A 14827-nucleotide genomic window follows, 5' to 3' on the forward strand; every position below is an offset into this window, starting at 1 on the left:
GTCAGTCGCGGGTGAGCTTGCGGTACGTCGAGCGACCGGGCTTGTTCGCGTCCGGGCCGAGGCGCACGACCTTGTTCTCCTCGTAGGCCTCGAAGTTGCCCTCGAACCAGTACCAGTTCGGGGTGCCGTCCTCGTTCACGCCCTCCCACGCGAGGATGTGCGTCGCGATGCGGTCGAGGAACCACCGGTCGTGGGTGATGACCACGGCACAGCCGGGGAACTCGAGCAGGGCGTTCTCGAGGCTGCCGAGGGTCTCGACGTCGAGGTCGTTGGTCGGCTCGTCGAGGAGCAGGAGGTTGCCGCCCTGCTTGAGCGTGAGCGCCAGGTTCAGGCGGTTCCGCTCACCACCGGAGAGCACACCGGCCTTCTTCTGCTGGTCCGGGCCCTTGAACCCGAACTGCGAGACGTAGGCGCGGGACGGGATCTCGGTCTTGCCGACCTGGATGAAGTCCAGGCCGTCGGAGACGACCTCCCACAGGTTCTTGTTCGGGTCGATGCCGCCGCGGCTCTGGTCGACGTACGAGATGTCCACCGTGTCGCCGATCCGCAGCTGGCCGCCGTCGAGCGGCTCGAGGCCGACGATGGTCTTGAACAGCGTGGTCTTGCCGACGCCGTTCGGGCCGATGACCCCGACGATGCCGTTGCGGGGCAGCGTGAAGGACAGGCCGTCGATGATGACGCGCTCACCGAACTGCTTCTGGAGCTTCTCGGCGTCGATCACCTGCGAGCCCAGACGCGGGCCCACGGGGATGACGATCTCCTCGAAGTCGAGCTTCCGCGTGCGCTCGGCCTCGGCAGCCATCTCCTCGTACCGGGCGAGACGGGCCTTCGACTTCGCCTGGCGGCCCTTCGAGTTGCTCCGGACCCACTCGAGTTCGCTGGACAGACGCTTGGCGAGCTTGGCGTCCTTCTTGCCCTGGACCTCGAGACGCTCGCGCTTCTTCTCGAGGTAGGTCGAGTAGTTGCCCTCGTACGGGTACAGGCGGCCGCGGTCGACCTCGGCGATCCACTGTGCGACGTGGTCGAGGAAGTACCGGTCGTGCGTGACGGCGAGCACTGCACCGGGGTACTTCGACAGGTGCTGCTCGAGCCACAGCACGGACTCGGCGTCGAGGTGGTTGGTGGGCTCGTCGAGGAGGAGCAGGTCGGGCTTCTCGAGGAGCAGCTTGCAGAGCGCCACGCGGCGCTTCTCGCCACCCGAGAGGTTGGCGATCTGCGCGTCAGCCGGCGGGCACTGCAGCGCGTCCATGGCCTGCTCGAGCTGGGAGTCGAGGTCCCACGCGTCGGCCGCGTCGATCTCCTCCTGCAGGGTGCCCATCTCGGCCAGGAGGGCGTCGAAGTCGGCGTCCGGCTCCGCCATCAGCGCGGAGATCTCGTTGAAGCGGTCGAGCTTGCCCTTGATCGCACCGACGCCCATCTGGACGTTCTCGAGCACGGTCTTGGACTCGTCGAGCTCGGGCTCCTGCATGAGGATGCCGACGGAGAAGCCCGGCGTGAGCTTCGCCTCGCCGTTGGACGGCTGGTCGAGACCCGCCATGATCTTCAGGATCGTCGACTTGCCCGCGCCGTTCGGCCCCACGACGCCGATCTTGGCGCCGGGGATGAACGACATCGTGACGTCGTCGAGGATCAGCTTGTCGCCGACCGTCTTGCGGGCGCGGACCATCTGGTAGATGTACTCAGCCATATCGGCGCAAGTCTACTGACCCGGGCACGTCACCGCTCCCCCCTGCGCCGCGGCGCAGGGCTCGCGGGTCGGCGGCGCCGACAGGACCACGGTGGGGCGCGCGCCGAGGCGGCCGGCACCGGCAGGACGCGTGTGCCTCGCGCCGGGACGGCCGGCATGGGCAGGGTGCGGTTGTCGTGCGCCGCCGACGGTCCCGGTGATGAACCGTGCGACGACTCATGCGACGGCACGGGCGTCGGCGTCGGCGTCTGCTCCCGGCTCGGGCTCTCGGGATCCGGGCACGACCGGGGCGACCCCTCCGGCTGCCCGCGCGCCGCTGTCGCCCGGGTCGCCGCCGTGCGCGACGCCGTCGCCCGGGATGCCGTCGCGCAGGACGCCGCCGTCCCGGACGCCGTGGCGCGCCAGCACGGTCCCGTCTGCTGCCCCGGGCAGCGCATCGTCGCCGTCCCCGCCGAGCACGGGCGTCGCGTGGTCGTCCTCGGGCACCGTGCCCGTCACCTCGCCGGTGTCCGGGTCCACCGTCGGCACCCCCGGCGGCACCCCGGGACCCGCGTTGGAGTCGCCGACGTGCCGCGGGACGCGGATCCAGTTGCTGATGCCCCAGGCGAGGTCGTGCCCGATGCCGTCGGCGTCGATCTCGACCGCGGTCCCGTTCCGTCCGTCACGCTCCCAGGTGCGGATCCGGACGCGTCCGGTCACGAGGATGCGATCGCCCTTCTTCAGCGACTTGTGGACGTTCGCCGCGAGGGACCGGAAGGCGGTGACCGTGTACCAGTTCGTCGGACCGTTCGTCCATGACGACGTGCTGCGGTCCCAACGACGGGAGGGGGACGCCAGGCGCATGCTCGAGATGGCGATGCCGGTGTCGGTGACGAGGTGCCGGGGTTCGGTCGCGACGATGCCGCAGACGGTGATCGTGTCGTTCATGACTCGATCGTCTGCGAGCCCCGGGCCGCACTTGCGACCCGGGGCTCGATCTGTGAGCAGCCGACTCGTCGAGGTGGGCTGTGGAGGAAGACTCCCCCGAACCTCCGGGCTGGCGGGTCAGTGCGCGCGGAACTCGGGTCGGTCGGCGAGAGGCCCGAGCGCCGCGTGGACCGCACCCTTCGCGGTCTCCAGCGACGGGTAGGTCCCGCCTCGGCCCCGTCGACCGTAGAGCTCGACGTGGAAGCCGTCCGACGCGCGGCGGATGCTCCCGACCGCGCCCGCCGGACCGACGGCCACCCAGGTCCCGGTGTTGTCCATCATCGTTCGACCACCTCCTCGTGGCCCCGACGTCCGTGCCTCAGGACGCCAGGATGTACTGACTGTAGGCCTTGCGGACCTTGTTCACCTTGGGCAGCGCGACCGCGAGGCAGTAGCCCTGACCGGGGTTCTTCGCGAAGAAGTCCTGGTGGTGCTCCTCCGCACGGAAGAACGTACCGAGCGGCTCGATCGTCGTCACGATCCCGCCGTCCCAGATGTCCGCAGCGCGCTGCACCGCGTGCTCGAACAGCGCTCGCTGCTCGTCGTCCGCCGGGAACATCGCCGAGCGGTACTGGGTGCCGACGTCCGCGCCCTGGCGGTTCAGCTGCCGCGGGTCGTGGAGCGTGAAGAAGACGTCGAGGACGACGTCGGCGGGGATGACCGACTCGTCGAAGGTCACCGCGACCGCCTCGGCGTGACCGGTCGCACCGGTGCAGACCGCTTCGTACGTCGGGTCCTCGACCACGCCGCCGGTGTAGCCCGACACCACGTCCTGCACACCCTGCAACGTGCGGTACACCGCGTCGAGGCACCAGAAGCATCCACCTGCGAGCACGAACGTCGTCATGCGCGCCACCGTACCCTCCTGCGCTCACGGAACACGGGGCCGGGGTACGTCTCCTGCACAGCATCGCCCTCGCCGTGAGCGCTCCCCTGACGCCACTGCACGGCCGTGGAGTGTCGGTGGTCAGCCGTACCGTCGAGGCAACGAAGACCACGACGAACCAGCAGGAGGCACCCGTGCAGACCAGCACCGAACCAGCGTTCCGGATCCGTTCCACGCCGGTCGCACGCAGCCGTGGCGACCTGCGCGTGCTCGACGTGCGGGACGACCTCAGCCGGGTCACCCGCACCAACGGCGAGATCGTCGGGTACGTCGACCGCGTGGACGTCGCGGGCGGCACGGCCTACCGCGCCCGTCGCTACGTGGCGGTCGAGCGACGGTTCGTCGAGCTGCCGAACGTGTGGTCGGCGGACGACGCCGTCGACTGCCTGCGCTGGGGCTGACCAGCCGCCCGCGCACTTCGACCGCGCCGCTCGAAGGAACACCGCTGCGCGTGAGCGAACGCCGCCCCGATCGACGGAGCGCAGCCCGGCTCGACGGAGCGCAGCCCGGCTCGACGGAACGCCGTCCGACCTCCGCGGTTCTGCGTCGCACGCTGCGTAGGGTTCGCCCATGGACTGGTGGAACGACCTGACCGACTGGACGGCATCCGACGAGGGATGGCGCGTGCTGTCCGGCGCGATCATCCCCTTCGTCGCGATCGTCGTCGCCGGAGTGATCGCCGCGCTGATCGGACGCGCGGCAACGAAGCGCGTCGTCGCGCTCCACGACCGCGAGAGCCGGAACGCAGCGGTGGCGGGCGTGGTCACCGCGGCGCGCAAGGCCTCACGCTGGGGAGCACTCGGACACGAGGAACGTGCCTACGCCGACCACCTCGCCGAGGACGCCGACGTGCGGCTGCGCCTCCTGCCGGTGAGCGGTGCTCCGCTGGCCGCCGACTGGGTGCAGCACGAGATCGCCGACATCAAGCGGAACTCCTCGACCTTCACCTCGCAGGCGGACCAGTCGCTCGGCGAACTCCGCGACCGTCTGCTCGAGTGGAACGGCAAGCCAGGACGCGCGAAGAAGCTGTTCAAGGCCGATCTCGAACGCTGGAAGTTCGACTCCCCGGACCCCGACGCCGACCTCATCGCCCGCCAGCAGGACTGGAACGCCGGTCAGCAGCAGCAACGTTCGGCCGAGGCAGACGCCGGCACGGCCCCGTCGCGCCCGACGCCGACCACCACCTCGCTCCGTCCTGCGCCGCAGCAGTCTCCCGTCGGTTCCCCTGCGGCCGCGACGTCGGCGGGCCGCACCTCGGGTCCGACCGTTGCGCCGGCGGTCGACCAGGACGCCACCACCCCCATCGACGACGTCCGAGGTGCTGCCGACAACCGGACGCGCCCCTACGGCGACCGCGAGACGGTCCAGCTCGACGGCACGCCGGTCCGCCCTCCGCTCGGGTCGCCGATCGCGTCGGCGCGTCCGGGCAACGGCACGACTCCGAGCGCTCGGAACGACCTCGGCTCTCGCAGCGACGACTCCTCGGACTCCGGCGAGGTCGACGTGACCGATCGTGGCGGTGATGCCCGCTCCGACGACCGGCCGACCTCCGCGCCCCGGGTCGCGAGCCCGACGTCGGCTGACGCCCACGTGAATCGTGCCGCAGCGTCAGCGACCGGGCTCGACCGGCCCGGGGCGGCGAACGCGACGCCGGGTGCTCGAGAGGACGACGACGCCTCGCCGTACACCCAGCCCATCAGCGCGAGCGAGCTGCGACGCCGAGCAGCCGAGGACGACTGAGACCTCCCCCGTTCGACGAGAGGCCGCCATCCCGACGGATGGCGGCCTCTCGTCGCGTGTGCCCCCGGCAGGAATCGAACCCGCGACACGGAGGGTAGAAACCACCTGCTCTATCCACTGAGCTACGGAGGCGAGCGGCGACGATTCTACCGCCGTCGGTCGTCGGGGCGCTGCACTGCCACGCACGAGGCCGGTGCTCGGCGATCGCGCCCGACTGCTCCGTTAGTCCCGAGCGGGCGGAAGGGGTGCGGCGCGTGCCGCCGGTGAGCACGAAGAGCCCGCCCGCCGGGGTCGCACCGGTCAGCCCGGACGACCGGCGCACCGAGCGGGCGGAAACGGTCCGCGCAGCACCGCCGGTCAGCAGGGAACGCCCGCTCGCGCGGAGAAGCCCGGCAGCCCGGACGACCGGCGCACCGAGCGGGCGGAAACGGTCCGCGCAGCACCGCCGGACAGCAGGGAACGCCCGCTCGCGTGAGGGCACGCGCTGCCGGCGCGACCGACGTGGCGGACATGCACCGCGCCTCCTGGCCGAGCACGCCTGCACGGTGACCGGACGAGGCGGACGTACCCCGTGCCTCCCGACCGGGTCCGCTCAGAGCGCCTTCGCGACCGCCACCAGCAGCTGGTCCCGTGAGGGGACGCCCGGCGAACGGAAGACCTCGGCACCGTCGTCCCGACGCACGATGATCGTGGGGGTCGAACGGATACCGAGGTCCTCTGCAGTGTCAGGGTGTGCCGCGACGTCGCGTTCGGTGACCCGGAGCCCGGGGACGAGCGCCGCTGCCTCACCGCTCACACGGCGGGCGGCTGCGCACGGGGCGCAGAAGGCGGAGGTCCAGAGGTCGAGCTGCACGGGACGGTGCAACGTGCGCGGCGCGCGATCTACTCCCGGTCGAACTCGCCGCTGCGGTCCCCGCGGTCCTGCAGGTCGTCGACCGGGTCGGAGTCCGCGGCGTCGTACTCGTACTCGACCGAGGTCTGGTCGAGCACCTGACGGGTCTTGGTGGCCTTGTAGGCGAAGGCCGTCTGCAGGCCCTCGACGTCCGCGTACACCGTGACCTCGTCGTCGACCGCGTCGCTCGTGGCGGTGCGGGTGTCGGTCGTGCCGTCGAAGGGACCGCCGTGGAAGATCGCGGTGTACTCGTCGCCCTCGTGGATGGTGATGTCGCTCATGCGTCCCTTCTACCAGGGGTGCCCTGTTGACGGATGTATAGCACCGCTATATAGTTCAGACATGGAAGCATCGCGGGCGCAGGCGCTGGAGACGCTGATCATCTCGGTCAACCGCTTGGTCCGTGCTGCGGCGCAGGCCTCCGGCGACGCCACCTCGGCCGCGGTCTGGCGCACGCTCGGCATCCTCGAGACCGAGCAGCCGCTGCGCCTCGGTGAGCTCGCCGCCGCGTCCCGTGTGGCACAACCCACGATGACCCGGATCGTCGCCGGCATGCTCGCCGACGGTCTGCTCTCGCGCACCGTCGACCCCGACGACTCACGCGGGCAGCTCATCGAGCTCACCGATGCGGGGCGCGAGCGGCTCGCCACCTGGCGCGCGACGATCGCCGACTCCGTCGGGCCGGTCTTCGCCGACCTCGACGACGACGACTGGGACGTCCTGCGCGACGCCGCCGCCATCATCGCCTCGCGCACCACCACGAACCCCACCAGAACGGAGATCCACGCGTGAACGCCCACGCACCCGCTGCGTCCGGCAGCATCCTCAAGCAGTCGTCCGCCGTCTGGGCGATCGCGTTCGCCTGCGTCGTCGCCTTCATGGGCATCGGCCTGGTCGACCCGATCCTCCCCGCGATCGCGACGTCGCTGCACGCCACCGCCGCGCAGACCGAACTGCTCTTCACGAGCTACCTCGCGGTCACCGGCGTCGCCATGTTCTTCACCAGCTGGGTGTCGAGCCGCATCGGTGCGAAGAACACCCTGCTCATCGGGCTCGCGCTCATCGTGGTCTTCTCGGTGCTCGCAGCGACCTCGGGCAGCGTCTGGAACATCATCGGCTTCCGCGCCGGTTGGGGTCTCGGCAACGCGCTCTTCATCTCCACCGCACTCGCGACCATCGTCGGTGCAGCGTCCGGCGGCACCGCGTCGGCGATCATCCTCTACGAGGCAGCGCTCGGCCTCGGCATCGCCGTCGGGCCCCTGGTCGGCGGACTGCTCGGGTCGGTGAGCTGGCGCGGTCCCTTCTTCGGCGTCACCACCCTGATGGCGATCGCGTTCATCGCCGTCGTCGCGCTGCTCAAGACCTCCGGACTCGAGAAGCCCACGCCGACGAAGCTCTCGGCACCGTTCCGCGCCCTCGGACAGCCGGCGCTCGCGGCCCTCGCGGTGACCGCGCTCTTCTACAACATCGGCTTCTTCGTGCTGCTCGCGTACACGCCGTTCCCGCTCGGCTTCGGCGCACTCGGCATCGGTTTCACCTTCTTCGGGTGGGGTGTCGGGCTCGCGATCACCTCCGTGTGGGTCGCCCCGATGCTGACCGCGCGCATGCGCCGCACGACCGTGCTGAAGATCGCGCTGCCGCTCCTCGCCCTCGACCTGTTCGCCGCGGCGGTCGTCGTGACCTCGCAGGCCGGGCTCATCATCTGCGTGGTCATCGGCGGCCTCGTGCTCGGTGTCCTCAACACGGTGCTCACCGAGTGCGTGATGGAGGCGACGGACCTCCCCCGCTCGGTGGCATCGAGCGCGTACTCCGCGGTGCGCTTCATCGGCGGTGCGATCGCCCCGCCCGTCGCGACGCTGCTCGCCGACTCGTTCTCGCCGTCGGCGGCCTACGTGTTCGCCGGGGTCTCGGTGGCGGTCGCGTTCGTGGTCGTGGTGCTGACCACCAAGGTGCTGCGGCGGGTCGACGACGGGGCCGAGCCGGAGCGTGTCGAGGCAGAGGCGATCTCGGCGGGCGAGATGGTCTGAGTCGACACGAGCGCGGGTGGGCGGTGAGCCCGCTCGCGCTCGGTGCGAGCGCGGGTGGGCGATGAGCCCGCTCGCGCTCGGTGCGAGCGCGGGTGGGCGATGAGCCTGCTCGCGCTCGGTGCGCTTCGCTGCGGGCGAGGGCTGCGGTCGGGACTCCGGTCCGGTCGCGGGTCTCGCCCGTTCGTCATGTGCGGACGCGCGTGGGCGAGTGGATGGAGATCCAGGGGTGGACCCCTCGGGCGCACTGGGGGCCCTCGGGGCCGAGTGCGCTCGGCAGGCCGCGCGAGCCGCGCGAGCGGGCAGGATGCGCCGGGCCGGCGCCGTCCGCCCGACCGCTTCCGCCCACTGGGCAACCGGAGGACGGGCCGAGCGGTCCGCCCGACCGGTTCCGCCCGCTGGCCAACCGGATGACGGGCCGGAGCGGACCGGCGGACGCGGGACGAGCCTCCAGACCGGTGGTGAGGGCACCGCGCGAGTGCGAGCGGGCGGAAGGCGCGCCGTGGTGGTCGCCCGATCGACGATTCCGCCCGCCCGCCTGGAACGGCCGACCGGGAGGCACGACGCGACACTGCAGGGACAGCCCGGTCGCCAGCGGGCGGATCCTGCCGTCATTCCGGATCGCGAGTGCGGGTTCCGCCCGCTCACGGACCGACCGGGAGGCACGGTCCACGTCGATCCGGACCGCTCGCGCCGCGAGCGGGCGGATCCTGCCGCCGTTCCGGATCGCGAGTGCGGGTTCCGCCCGCTCACGGACCGACCGGGAGGCACGGCCCACCTGGATCCGGACCGCGCGCGGCGCGAGCGGGCGGATCCTGCCGCCGTTCCGGATCGCGGCTGCCGGTTCCGCCCGCTCGGCCAGGGGCAGCCGTGTGTCCACGGCGTCCCGGTGTCGCCTCGAGCGGAGCCGGCACGGTGCCGACCTGGATCGCTCCACAGCCTCGGGTCCGGGCGCGGGAGCGTCACCCGTGCGGAATAGGATCGAGGACATGGCAACTGCGAACGACCGCCTCGTCTGGATCGACTGCGAGATGACCGGCCTCGACGTCGAGGTCGACCAACTCGTCGAGGTGGCCGTCGTCGTCACGGACTTCGACCTCGTCCCCGTGCACCCCGGGTTCGACATCGTGATCAAGCCCGACCAGTCGGCGCTCGACAACATGAACGAGTTCGTCACGAACATGCACGCGACTTCGGGCCTCGCCGAGGCGATCCCGGACGGTGTCTCGCTGGCGGACGCCGAGTACCAGGTGCTCGAGTACATCCTCCAGCACGTCCCGGCCGAGGGCAGCGCGCCGCTGGCCGGCAACACGATCGGCACGGACCGCGCCTTCCTGTCGAAGTACATGCCCCGCGTCGACGGGCACCTGCACTACCGCAGCGTCGACGTGTCGAGCATCAAGGAGCTCTGCCGCCGCTGGTTCCCGCGCGTGTACTTCAACGCGCCGGAGAAGCACGGCGGCCACCGTGCCCTCGCGGACATCCTCGAGTCGATCCGCGAGCTCGAGTACTACCGTCGCGCCGGCTTCATCCCGGAGCCCGGCCCGACGACCGAGGACGTCCGCGCCGTCGCGGCCGAGGTGGTCGAGAAGTGGGAACCGCGGCTCGGGCAGCCCACGGCGGAGTAGCGACACGCGTGGTCGTCGCGGCCTCCGGCATGTACTACTATTGAGTGGTCGCGCCGGTCAGCCGGTTCGGACGTGGTGGATATAGCTCAGTTGGTAGAGCGCCTGGTTGTGGTCTAGGAGGTCGCGGGTTCGAGACCCGTTATTCACCCCAGAAGTCGAAGGCCCCGTCCCGAAGGACGGGGCCTTCGCAGTTCTCGGATGGTCGTGTGCCACCATCGAGTCCGTGATGGAGATGTCCGCCGACGAGTTCGAGCAGCTCGTGACCGACGAGCTCGACCGGCTGCCCGACGAGATGGTCGACGGGCTGGACAACGTGGTGTTCGTCGTCGAGGACGAGCCGGAGGACGGCTCCGACCTGTTCGGGTACTACGACGGGGTCGCCGCGACCGAGCGCGGGCAGTACGGGTTCGGTGAGCTCCCCGACCGGATCGTGGTGTTCCGGAAGCAGCACCTCGAGGAGTGCGACACCGTCGAGGATCTCCGGGACGAGGTGCACACCACGCTCGTCCACGAGATCGGGCACTTCTACGGCATCGACGACGCTCGGTTGCACGAGCTCGGCTGGGCGTAGAGGCGCCCCGCTGCCGGCTGTCGGCTCCGGCTCCCGCTGAGCCGAGACTCGCGCTGGCGGACGGTTTCGCGGCTCCGAAGACGCGAACGTGTCCGCGGGGCCGAGACTCGCGCTGGCGGCACGCGCCGCGCGCGGCGCGCCGCGCGCACGCGCCGCGCGCGGCGCCCTCAGAACCGCGTCGGCCCCACCTCGTGGTACCTCCCACGCGTCCACCGGCCCCCGCCCGTGCAGCACGTACTCCCCCACGAGTCGCTCCTTGTAGACGGCAGGGTTGTGCGACGCCACCACCCGGGCGTTCCGCCAGTGCCGGTCGAGCGCCCGCGTCCGGTCGGCCGCCGAGGCCCCACCGACCTCGAACAACTCCGTGGCCGCCTGCAGCACCCGCGGCCCGACCTCGACCTGCGCCTGGTAGACGGCGTTCTCGGCGGCATCGAGCAGTGCGTGGTCGACGCCCACCCCGGGCTCGTTCGTCGCCACGACCCCGTCGAGCAGCCCTGCCGCCGCGACGACGAGCGACCGCGCGGTGAACGCCCCCGCCGACAGCCGTCCGAGCACGGCCAGCACCTGCGGGTCCTCCCCCGGTACGGCGGCGTTCGCGTGGATGTACGTGCGGGTCCGCGGCCGGACGAACGCCACGGCGTCGTCGACGACGGCCTGTCCGATGCCGGCGAGGACCGCCAGCAGGTACAGCTGGTAGAAGGCCTGGATGTGCGAGAGCGGCGCGTCCCGGTAGGCCGAGACCACCGCCGGGTCGACCGCGACGCCGTCGAAGACGGTCGTCCCCGAAGCGGTGAGGCGCTGCCCGAAGCCGTCCCAGTCGTCGACGCCGGTCACACCCGGTGCACCGGTCGGCACGGCGAAGGTCACCCGCTCGCCGTCGCGGTCGGCCGCCAGGTAGATCCAGTCGGCGTAGAGCGTGCCGGTCGAGTAGAACTTCCGCCCGTCGAGCCGCCACGTGCCGGAGTCGTCGGCAGCGACGGTCGTCGAGATGTCCGCCAGCGTCGTGCCGGTCCGCTCCGAGGTCGCGTTCCCCACGATCGCCCCGCCGACGATGCGCTGGAGCCACTCGTCCCGAGCGGGCGAGTCCGGACGCAGGAGCACGAGCTCCGTGTACCCGAAGTGTCCCCGCCACAGGTGCGCGATGTTCGAGTCCGCCGCCGCGAGGTCCGCCACCAGGTGCGCGAGCTCGACGAGCGTCACGCCGAAGCCACCGCGTTGCTCGGGCACGCGCAGCCGCCCGAAGCCCGCGTCCGCCAGCGCGCGCACCTCGGCGTGCGGGAGGTCGCGGTCGCCAGGGGTGCCGGACGCCAGCTCGCGCGCGACCGCGCCCTCGCGGATCGCCTCGACGACCGGCGCGAAGCGCGCACGCAGGACTGCGAGACGGTCGGCCGGGAGGCACGGCGCACCCCCGGCGCTCGCTGGCACGTCGTCCGGACGGTCGCTCGGGAGGCCCGGCTCACCCCCGGTGCTCGTCGTCGCGTCCGTCATGCGGTCACCCCCACGGCGTCGCGCGCCTGGTCCCCGCCGGTCCCGGCCGCACCGCCGGAGAACGCGCCGCGCCACCGCCTCGCCGGGTGTGAGTCGGGCAGCTGCGCGTGGCCGAAGAGCTTCTCGCGGAGGGTGCCCTCCCGGTACTCCGACTGCATGAGTCCGCGCTCCTGCAGGGTCGGCGCGATGTGGTCGACGAACTCCTCGTACGAGCCGGGCAGCGTCCAGTTGATGACGTTCACGCCGTCGACCCCGACCCGCTGCCACGCGGCGAGCTCGTCCGCGATCTGCTCGGGCGTCCCGACGACCCGGGCGCGGAGCTTGGCGGAGAGCCGGGCGAGGTCGGCGATGGTCGGCTCGCGGTCGCCGGCGGCCTCGCGGAGCCACTGCAGGTGCGACTGCCCGGCCTGGGTCCGGACCTCGGACAGCGGCGTCGCCGGGTCGAGCGGCTCGCCGGTGTCCGGGTCGAAGCCGAGGTTCGAGTGCACGAGGAAGCCGTCGGCGGCCAGGTACTCGTCGATCTCCGCTTCCTTCGCCTTCGCCTCGGCCTCGGTGGATCCCGTGACGAAGGTCAGGCCGAGGAAGAACGCGATGTCCTCGCGGCGTCGGCCGACGGCGGCGGCGAGGTCTCGGGTCTCGCGGATCAGCTGCTCGGTGGCGTCCCGGTTCGAGGTGAGGATGAACTGCGCCTCGGCGTTCCGCGCGGCGAAGGCCCGGCCGGCCGGCGAGGACCCGGCCTGGAACAGCACGGGCGTCCGCTGGGGCGAGGGCGCGCTGAGGTGCGGCCCCTGCACGTCGTACCGCTTGCCGTGGTGGTCGATGCGGTGCACCAGCTCCGGGTCCGCGTAGCCGCGCACCGGGTCCTTGAGCACGGCGCCGTCCTCCCACGACCCCTCCCACAGCTTGGCGCAGACCTCGAGGTACTCCTCGGCCCAGGCGTAGCGCTCGTCGTGCTCCTCGAGCCGGTCGGCGCCGAAGTTCCGGGCGGCGCTGTCGAGGGCGCTCGTCACGACGTTCCACCCGATGCGGCCGCGGGTGATGTGGTCGAGCGTCGACACCTTGCGGGCGAAGTCGAACGGGTGCGCCTGGATGACGCTCGAGGTGAACGCCAGGCCGAGGTGCTCGGTCGACACGGCGAGCGCGGAGAGCAGCACGGACGGGTCGTTCGAGGGGATCTGCAGCCCCTCGCGGAGGTTCGTCGCGTAGTCGCCGCGGGCGGGGCCGTACGTGCCGACGACGTCCGCGAAGAACATCGCGTCGAACTTCCCGCGCTCGAGCGTCCGGGCGAGGTCGGTCCACAGCGTGACGTCGTCGAAGTCCGCCTGCCGGGCGTCCGGGTGCCGCCAGAGGCCGTGCTGGATGTGCGACGTCGTGTTCATGACGAAGGCCGCGAAGCGCAGCGGACGGGTCGGTGCATCGCTCATGCCCCCATGGTGTCCGGGGAGCCGCCGCCGACGGTCATGACGTGACCTCGCGTTACGGGCGCGGTTCCGCGGCGGCCGGGCGGCGACCATGCTCCTGAGGCATGCCGACCCAGACGACCGCAGCCGCGCCTCCCGTCCGTCCCCCGTCTCCGTCCACGAACGCGACCCGACGTCGCGTCGCGCTCGCGTCGTTCGTCGGGACGACCGTCGAGTACTACGACTTCTACCTGTACGCGACGGCCTCGGCGCTCGTGTTCGCCCCGACGTTCTTCCCGTCCGTCACGCCGGCCGTCGGTGTGATCGCGTCCTTCGCGACCTACGGTGTCGGCTTCGTCGCGCGGCCGCTCGGCGGCATCGTGGCCGGGCACCTGGGCGACCGGATCGGGCGGAAGAAGCTGCTCGTGGCGTCCCTGGTGCTGATGGGCATCGCGTCGACGCTCATCGGGGTGATCCCCTCGGCGGCGACGATCGGGGTCGGTGCGGTGGTCGCACTCGTGGTGCTGCGACTGCTCCAGGGCGTCGCAGCCGGAGCGGAGTGGGGCGGGTCGGCGCTGCTGTCGGTCGAGCACGCGCCGACGCGGCACCGGGGACTGTTCGGGGCGTTCACGCAGATGGGGTCCGCGGGCGGCATGCTGCTGGCGACCGGGGTATTCACGCTCGTACGGACCCTGCTCGGCAACGAGGCGTTCCTGGCCTGGGGGTGGCGCCTGCCGTTCCTGTTCTCCGCGGTCATCGTCGCGGTCGGACTCGTCATCCGGCTCGGCGTGCAGGACGCCCCGGTGTTCCAGGCGCTGCGCGCGTCCGGCGGTGTCGAGCGGTTCCCGGTGTGGCAGGCGGTCCGTCGGCACCCGCGGTCGATCCTCGTCACCGCAGGGCTGCGGCTCGTCCAGCCGGCGCTCTACTCGATCCTGACGACGTACTCGCTGACCTACCTCGGGGCGAAGCGCGGCGAGGAGGGCTCGGCCGCCGGGCTCCAGGCGGTGCTCGTGATCTCGGCGGTGTCGCTCGTGTCGACGCCGTTCTGGGGGTGGCTGTCCGACCGGGTCGGGCGCCGGCCGCTCGCGATCGGGTCGGCGATCGGGATCGGCGTGCTGATCTGGCCGTTCTTCGCGTTCCTCGACGCCGGGCCCCTGGTGCTGCTGCCGTTCGTGGCGTTGATCGGCATGAGCGTGTTCCACGACAGCATCTACGGTCCGCAGGCGGCGTGGTTCGCGGAGCAGTTCCCGACCGGGCGGCGCTACTCGGGCATGAGCCTCGGGTACCAGATCGGGTCGATCTTCTCGGTGGGACTGACGCCGTTGCTCGCGGCGGTGTTCGTCGAGGTGGGCGGGGGCTCGCCGTGGATCCTGTGCGCGTACCTCGGCGTGTACGCGGTGCTGTCGGTCGTGGCCGCGGTGTTCGCGGTCGACCCGGTGCGCGACGCGCGGCGGGCGGACGCCCGGGCGGCCGGTGCCGGTGCCGGTGCCGGTGCCGGTGCCGGTGCCGGCGCCGGTGGGCCAGTCTCGGGCTGAGCGACGGGGC

At 71.8% G+C, this 14827-nt stretch carries 14 protein-coding genes, 2 tRNA genes and 1 pseudogene; 8 read left to right on the forward strand and 9 right to left on the reverse strand.

What is annotated here, in order from left to right:
* Nucleotide 1 precedes the first annotated feature (1 nt).
* From ettA to msrA, 4 genes are all read right to left on the reverse strand, one after another.
* Complete coding sequence (ettA, locus tag ACIP6W_RS00870) at nucleotides 2-1687, reverse strand: energy-dependent translational throttle protein EttA (RefSeq protein ID WP_400427699.1); 1686 nt, start codon at nucleotides 1685-1687, stop codon at nucleotides 2-4.
* Nucleotides 1688-1903: 216 nt separating this feature from the next.
* A complete protein-coding gene (locus tag ACIP6W_RS00875) occupies nucleotides 1904-2614 on the reverse strand; it encodes a single-stranded DNA-binding protein (protein ID WP_251154762.1) in 711 nt (236 codons plus the stop codon).
* Nucleotides 2615-2731: 117 nt separating this feature from the next.
* Entirely contained in the window at nucleotides 2732-2935 is a 204-nt protein-coding gene (locus tag ACIP6W_RS00880; RefSeq protein WP_081984725.1) for a hypothetical protein, read from the reverse strand.
* A gap of 37 nt (nucleotides 2936-2972) precedes the next feature.
* Nucleotides 2973-3500, reverse strand: coding sequence for a peptide-methionine (S)-S-oxide reductase MsrA (gene msrA, locus ACIP6W_RS00885; RefSeq protein WP_066653055.1), 528 nt, complete (start codon nucleotides 3498-3500; stop codon nucleotides 2973-2975).
* A gap of 74 nt (nucleotides 3501-3574) precedes the next feature.
* Here msrA and ACIP6W_RS00890 point away from each other — a divergent pair, with 74 nt between their 5' ends.
* On the forward strand, nucleotides 3575-3940 hold the full coding sequence (locus tag ACIP6W_RS00890) for a hypothetical protein (RefSeq protein ID WP_209683505.1): 366 nt from the start codon (nucleotides 3575-3577) through the stop codon (nucleotides 3938-3940).
* Between the two features lie 169 nt (nucleotides 3941-4109).
* Nucleotides 4110-5279 carry a hypothetical protein gene (locus ACIP6W_RS00895; RefSeq protein ID WP_400427702.1) on the forward strand — a complete coding sequence of 390 codons (1170 nt, stop codon included), beginning with the start codon at nucleotides 4110-4112 and terminating at the stop codon, nucleotides 5277-5279.
* 59 nt (nucleotides 5280-5338) lie between these two features.
* Here the strand turns inward: ACIP6W_RS00895 and ACIP6W_RS00900 are convergent.
* The 3 genes from ACIP6W_RS00900 to ACIP6W_RS00910 form a co-directional block, all read right to left on the reverse strand.
* Nucleotides 5339-5411: transfer RNA gene (locus ACIP6W_RS00900), tRNA-Arg, on the reverse strand.
* A gap of 460 nt (nucleotides 5412-5871) precedes the next feature.
* Nucleotides 5872-6132 (reverse strand): co-chaperone YbbN, encoded by a 261-nt coding sequence (locus ACIP6W_RS00905; protein ID WP_066653047.1) that lies wholly within the window; start codon nucleotides 6130-6132, stop codon nucleotides 5872-5874.
* A 29-nt stretch (nucleotides 6133-6161) separates the two neighbouring features.
* Nucleotides 6162-6452 carry a hypothetical protein gene (locus ACIP6W_RS00910; RefSeq protein ID WP_066653044.1) on the reverse strand — a complete coding sequence of 97 codons (291 nt, stop codon included), beginning with the start codon at nucleotides 6450-6452 and terminating at the stop codon, nucleotides 6162-6164.
* Nucleotides 6453-6513: 61 nt separating this feature from the next.
* On the opposite strand from ACIP6W_RS00910, the gene ACIP6W_RS00915 reads away from it, so the two are divergent.
* The 5 genes from ACIP6W_RS00915 to ACIP6W_RS00935 all read left to right on the forward strand — a co-directional run bounded on the left by ACIP6W_RS00915 (nucleotide 6514) and on the right by ACIP6W_RS00935 (nucleotide 10394).
* Complete coding sequence (locus tag ACIP6W_RS00915) at nucleotides 6514-6963, forward strand: MarR family winged helix-turn-helix transcriptional regulator (protein WP_251159836.1); 450 nt, start codon at nucleotides 6514-6516, stop codon at nucleotides 6961-6963.
* On the forward strand, nucleotides 6960-8198 hold the full coding sequence (locus ACIP6W_RS00920; RefSeq protein ID WP_066653039.1) for an MFS transporter: 1239 nt from the start codon (nucleotides 6960-6962) through the stop codon (nucleotides 8196-8198). The genes ACIP6W_RS00915 and ACIP6W_RS00920 overlap by 4 nt, the downstream gene beginning before the upstream one ends.
* Nucleotides 8199-9184: 986 nt before the next feature.
* Nucleotides 9185-9823, forward strand: coding sequence for an oligoribonuclease (gene orn / locus ACIP6W_RS00925; RefSeq protein ID WP_066653036.1), 639 nt, complete (start codon nucleotides 9185-9187; stop codon nucleotides 9821-9823).
* A 75-nt stretch (nucleotides 9824-9898) separates the two neighbouring features.
* Nucleotides 9899-9974: transfer RNA gene (locus ACIP6W_RS00930), tRNA-His, on the forward strand.
* A gap of 75 nt (nucleotides 9975-10049) precedes the next feature.
* Nucleotides 10050-10394, forward strand: a complete 345-nt coding sequence (locus ACIP6W_RS00935) for a metallopeptidase family protein (RefSeq protein WP_251154855.1) — start codon at nucleotides 10050-10052, stop codon at nucleotides 10392-10394.
* A gap of 330 nt (nucleotides 10395-10724) precedes the next feature.
* Here ACIP6W_RS00935 and ACIP6W_RS00940 read toward each other — a convergent pair.
* Nucleotides 10725-11882, reverse strand: a pseudogene (locus ACIP6W_RS00940) (acyl-CoA dehydrogenase family protein); the annotation flags it as partial.
* Nucleotides 11879-13306, reverse strand: coding sequence for an LLM class flavin-dependent oxidoreductase (locus ACIP6W_RS00945; RefSeq protein ID WP_400427705.1), 1428 nt, complete (start codon nucleotides 13304-13306; stop codon nucleotides 11879-11881). The pseudogene ACIP6W_RS00940 and the gene ACIP6W_RS00945, both read right to left, overlap by 4 nt.
* 101 nt (nucleotides 13307-13407) lie before the next feature.
* On the opposite strand from ACIP6W_RS00945, the gene ACIP6W_RS00950 reads away from it, so the two are divergent.
* Entirely contained in the window at nucleotides 13408-14817 is a 1410-nt protein-coding gene (locus ACIP6W_RS00950) for an MFS transporter (RefSeq protein ID WP_271825961.1), read from the forward strand.
* The last annotated feature ends 10 nt before the right edge of the window (nucleotides 14818-14827 follow it).

It is taken from the genome of Curtobacterium sp. NPDC088465 (assembly GCF_044753165.1).
Lineage (GTDB): Bacteria > Actinomycetota > Actinomycetes > Actinomycetales > Microbacteriaceae > Curtobacterium.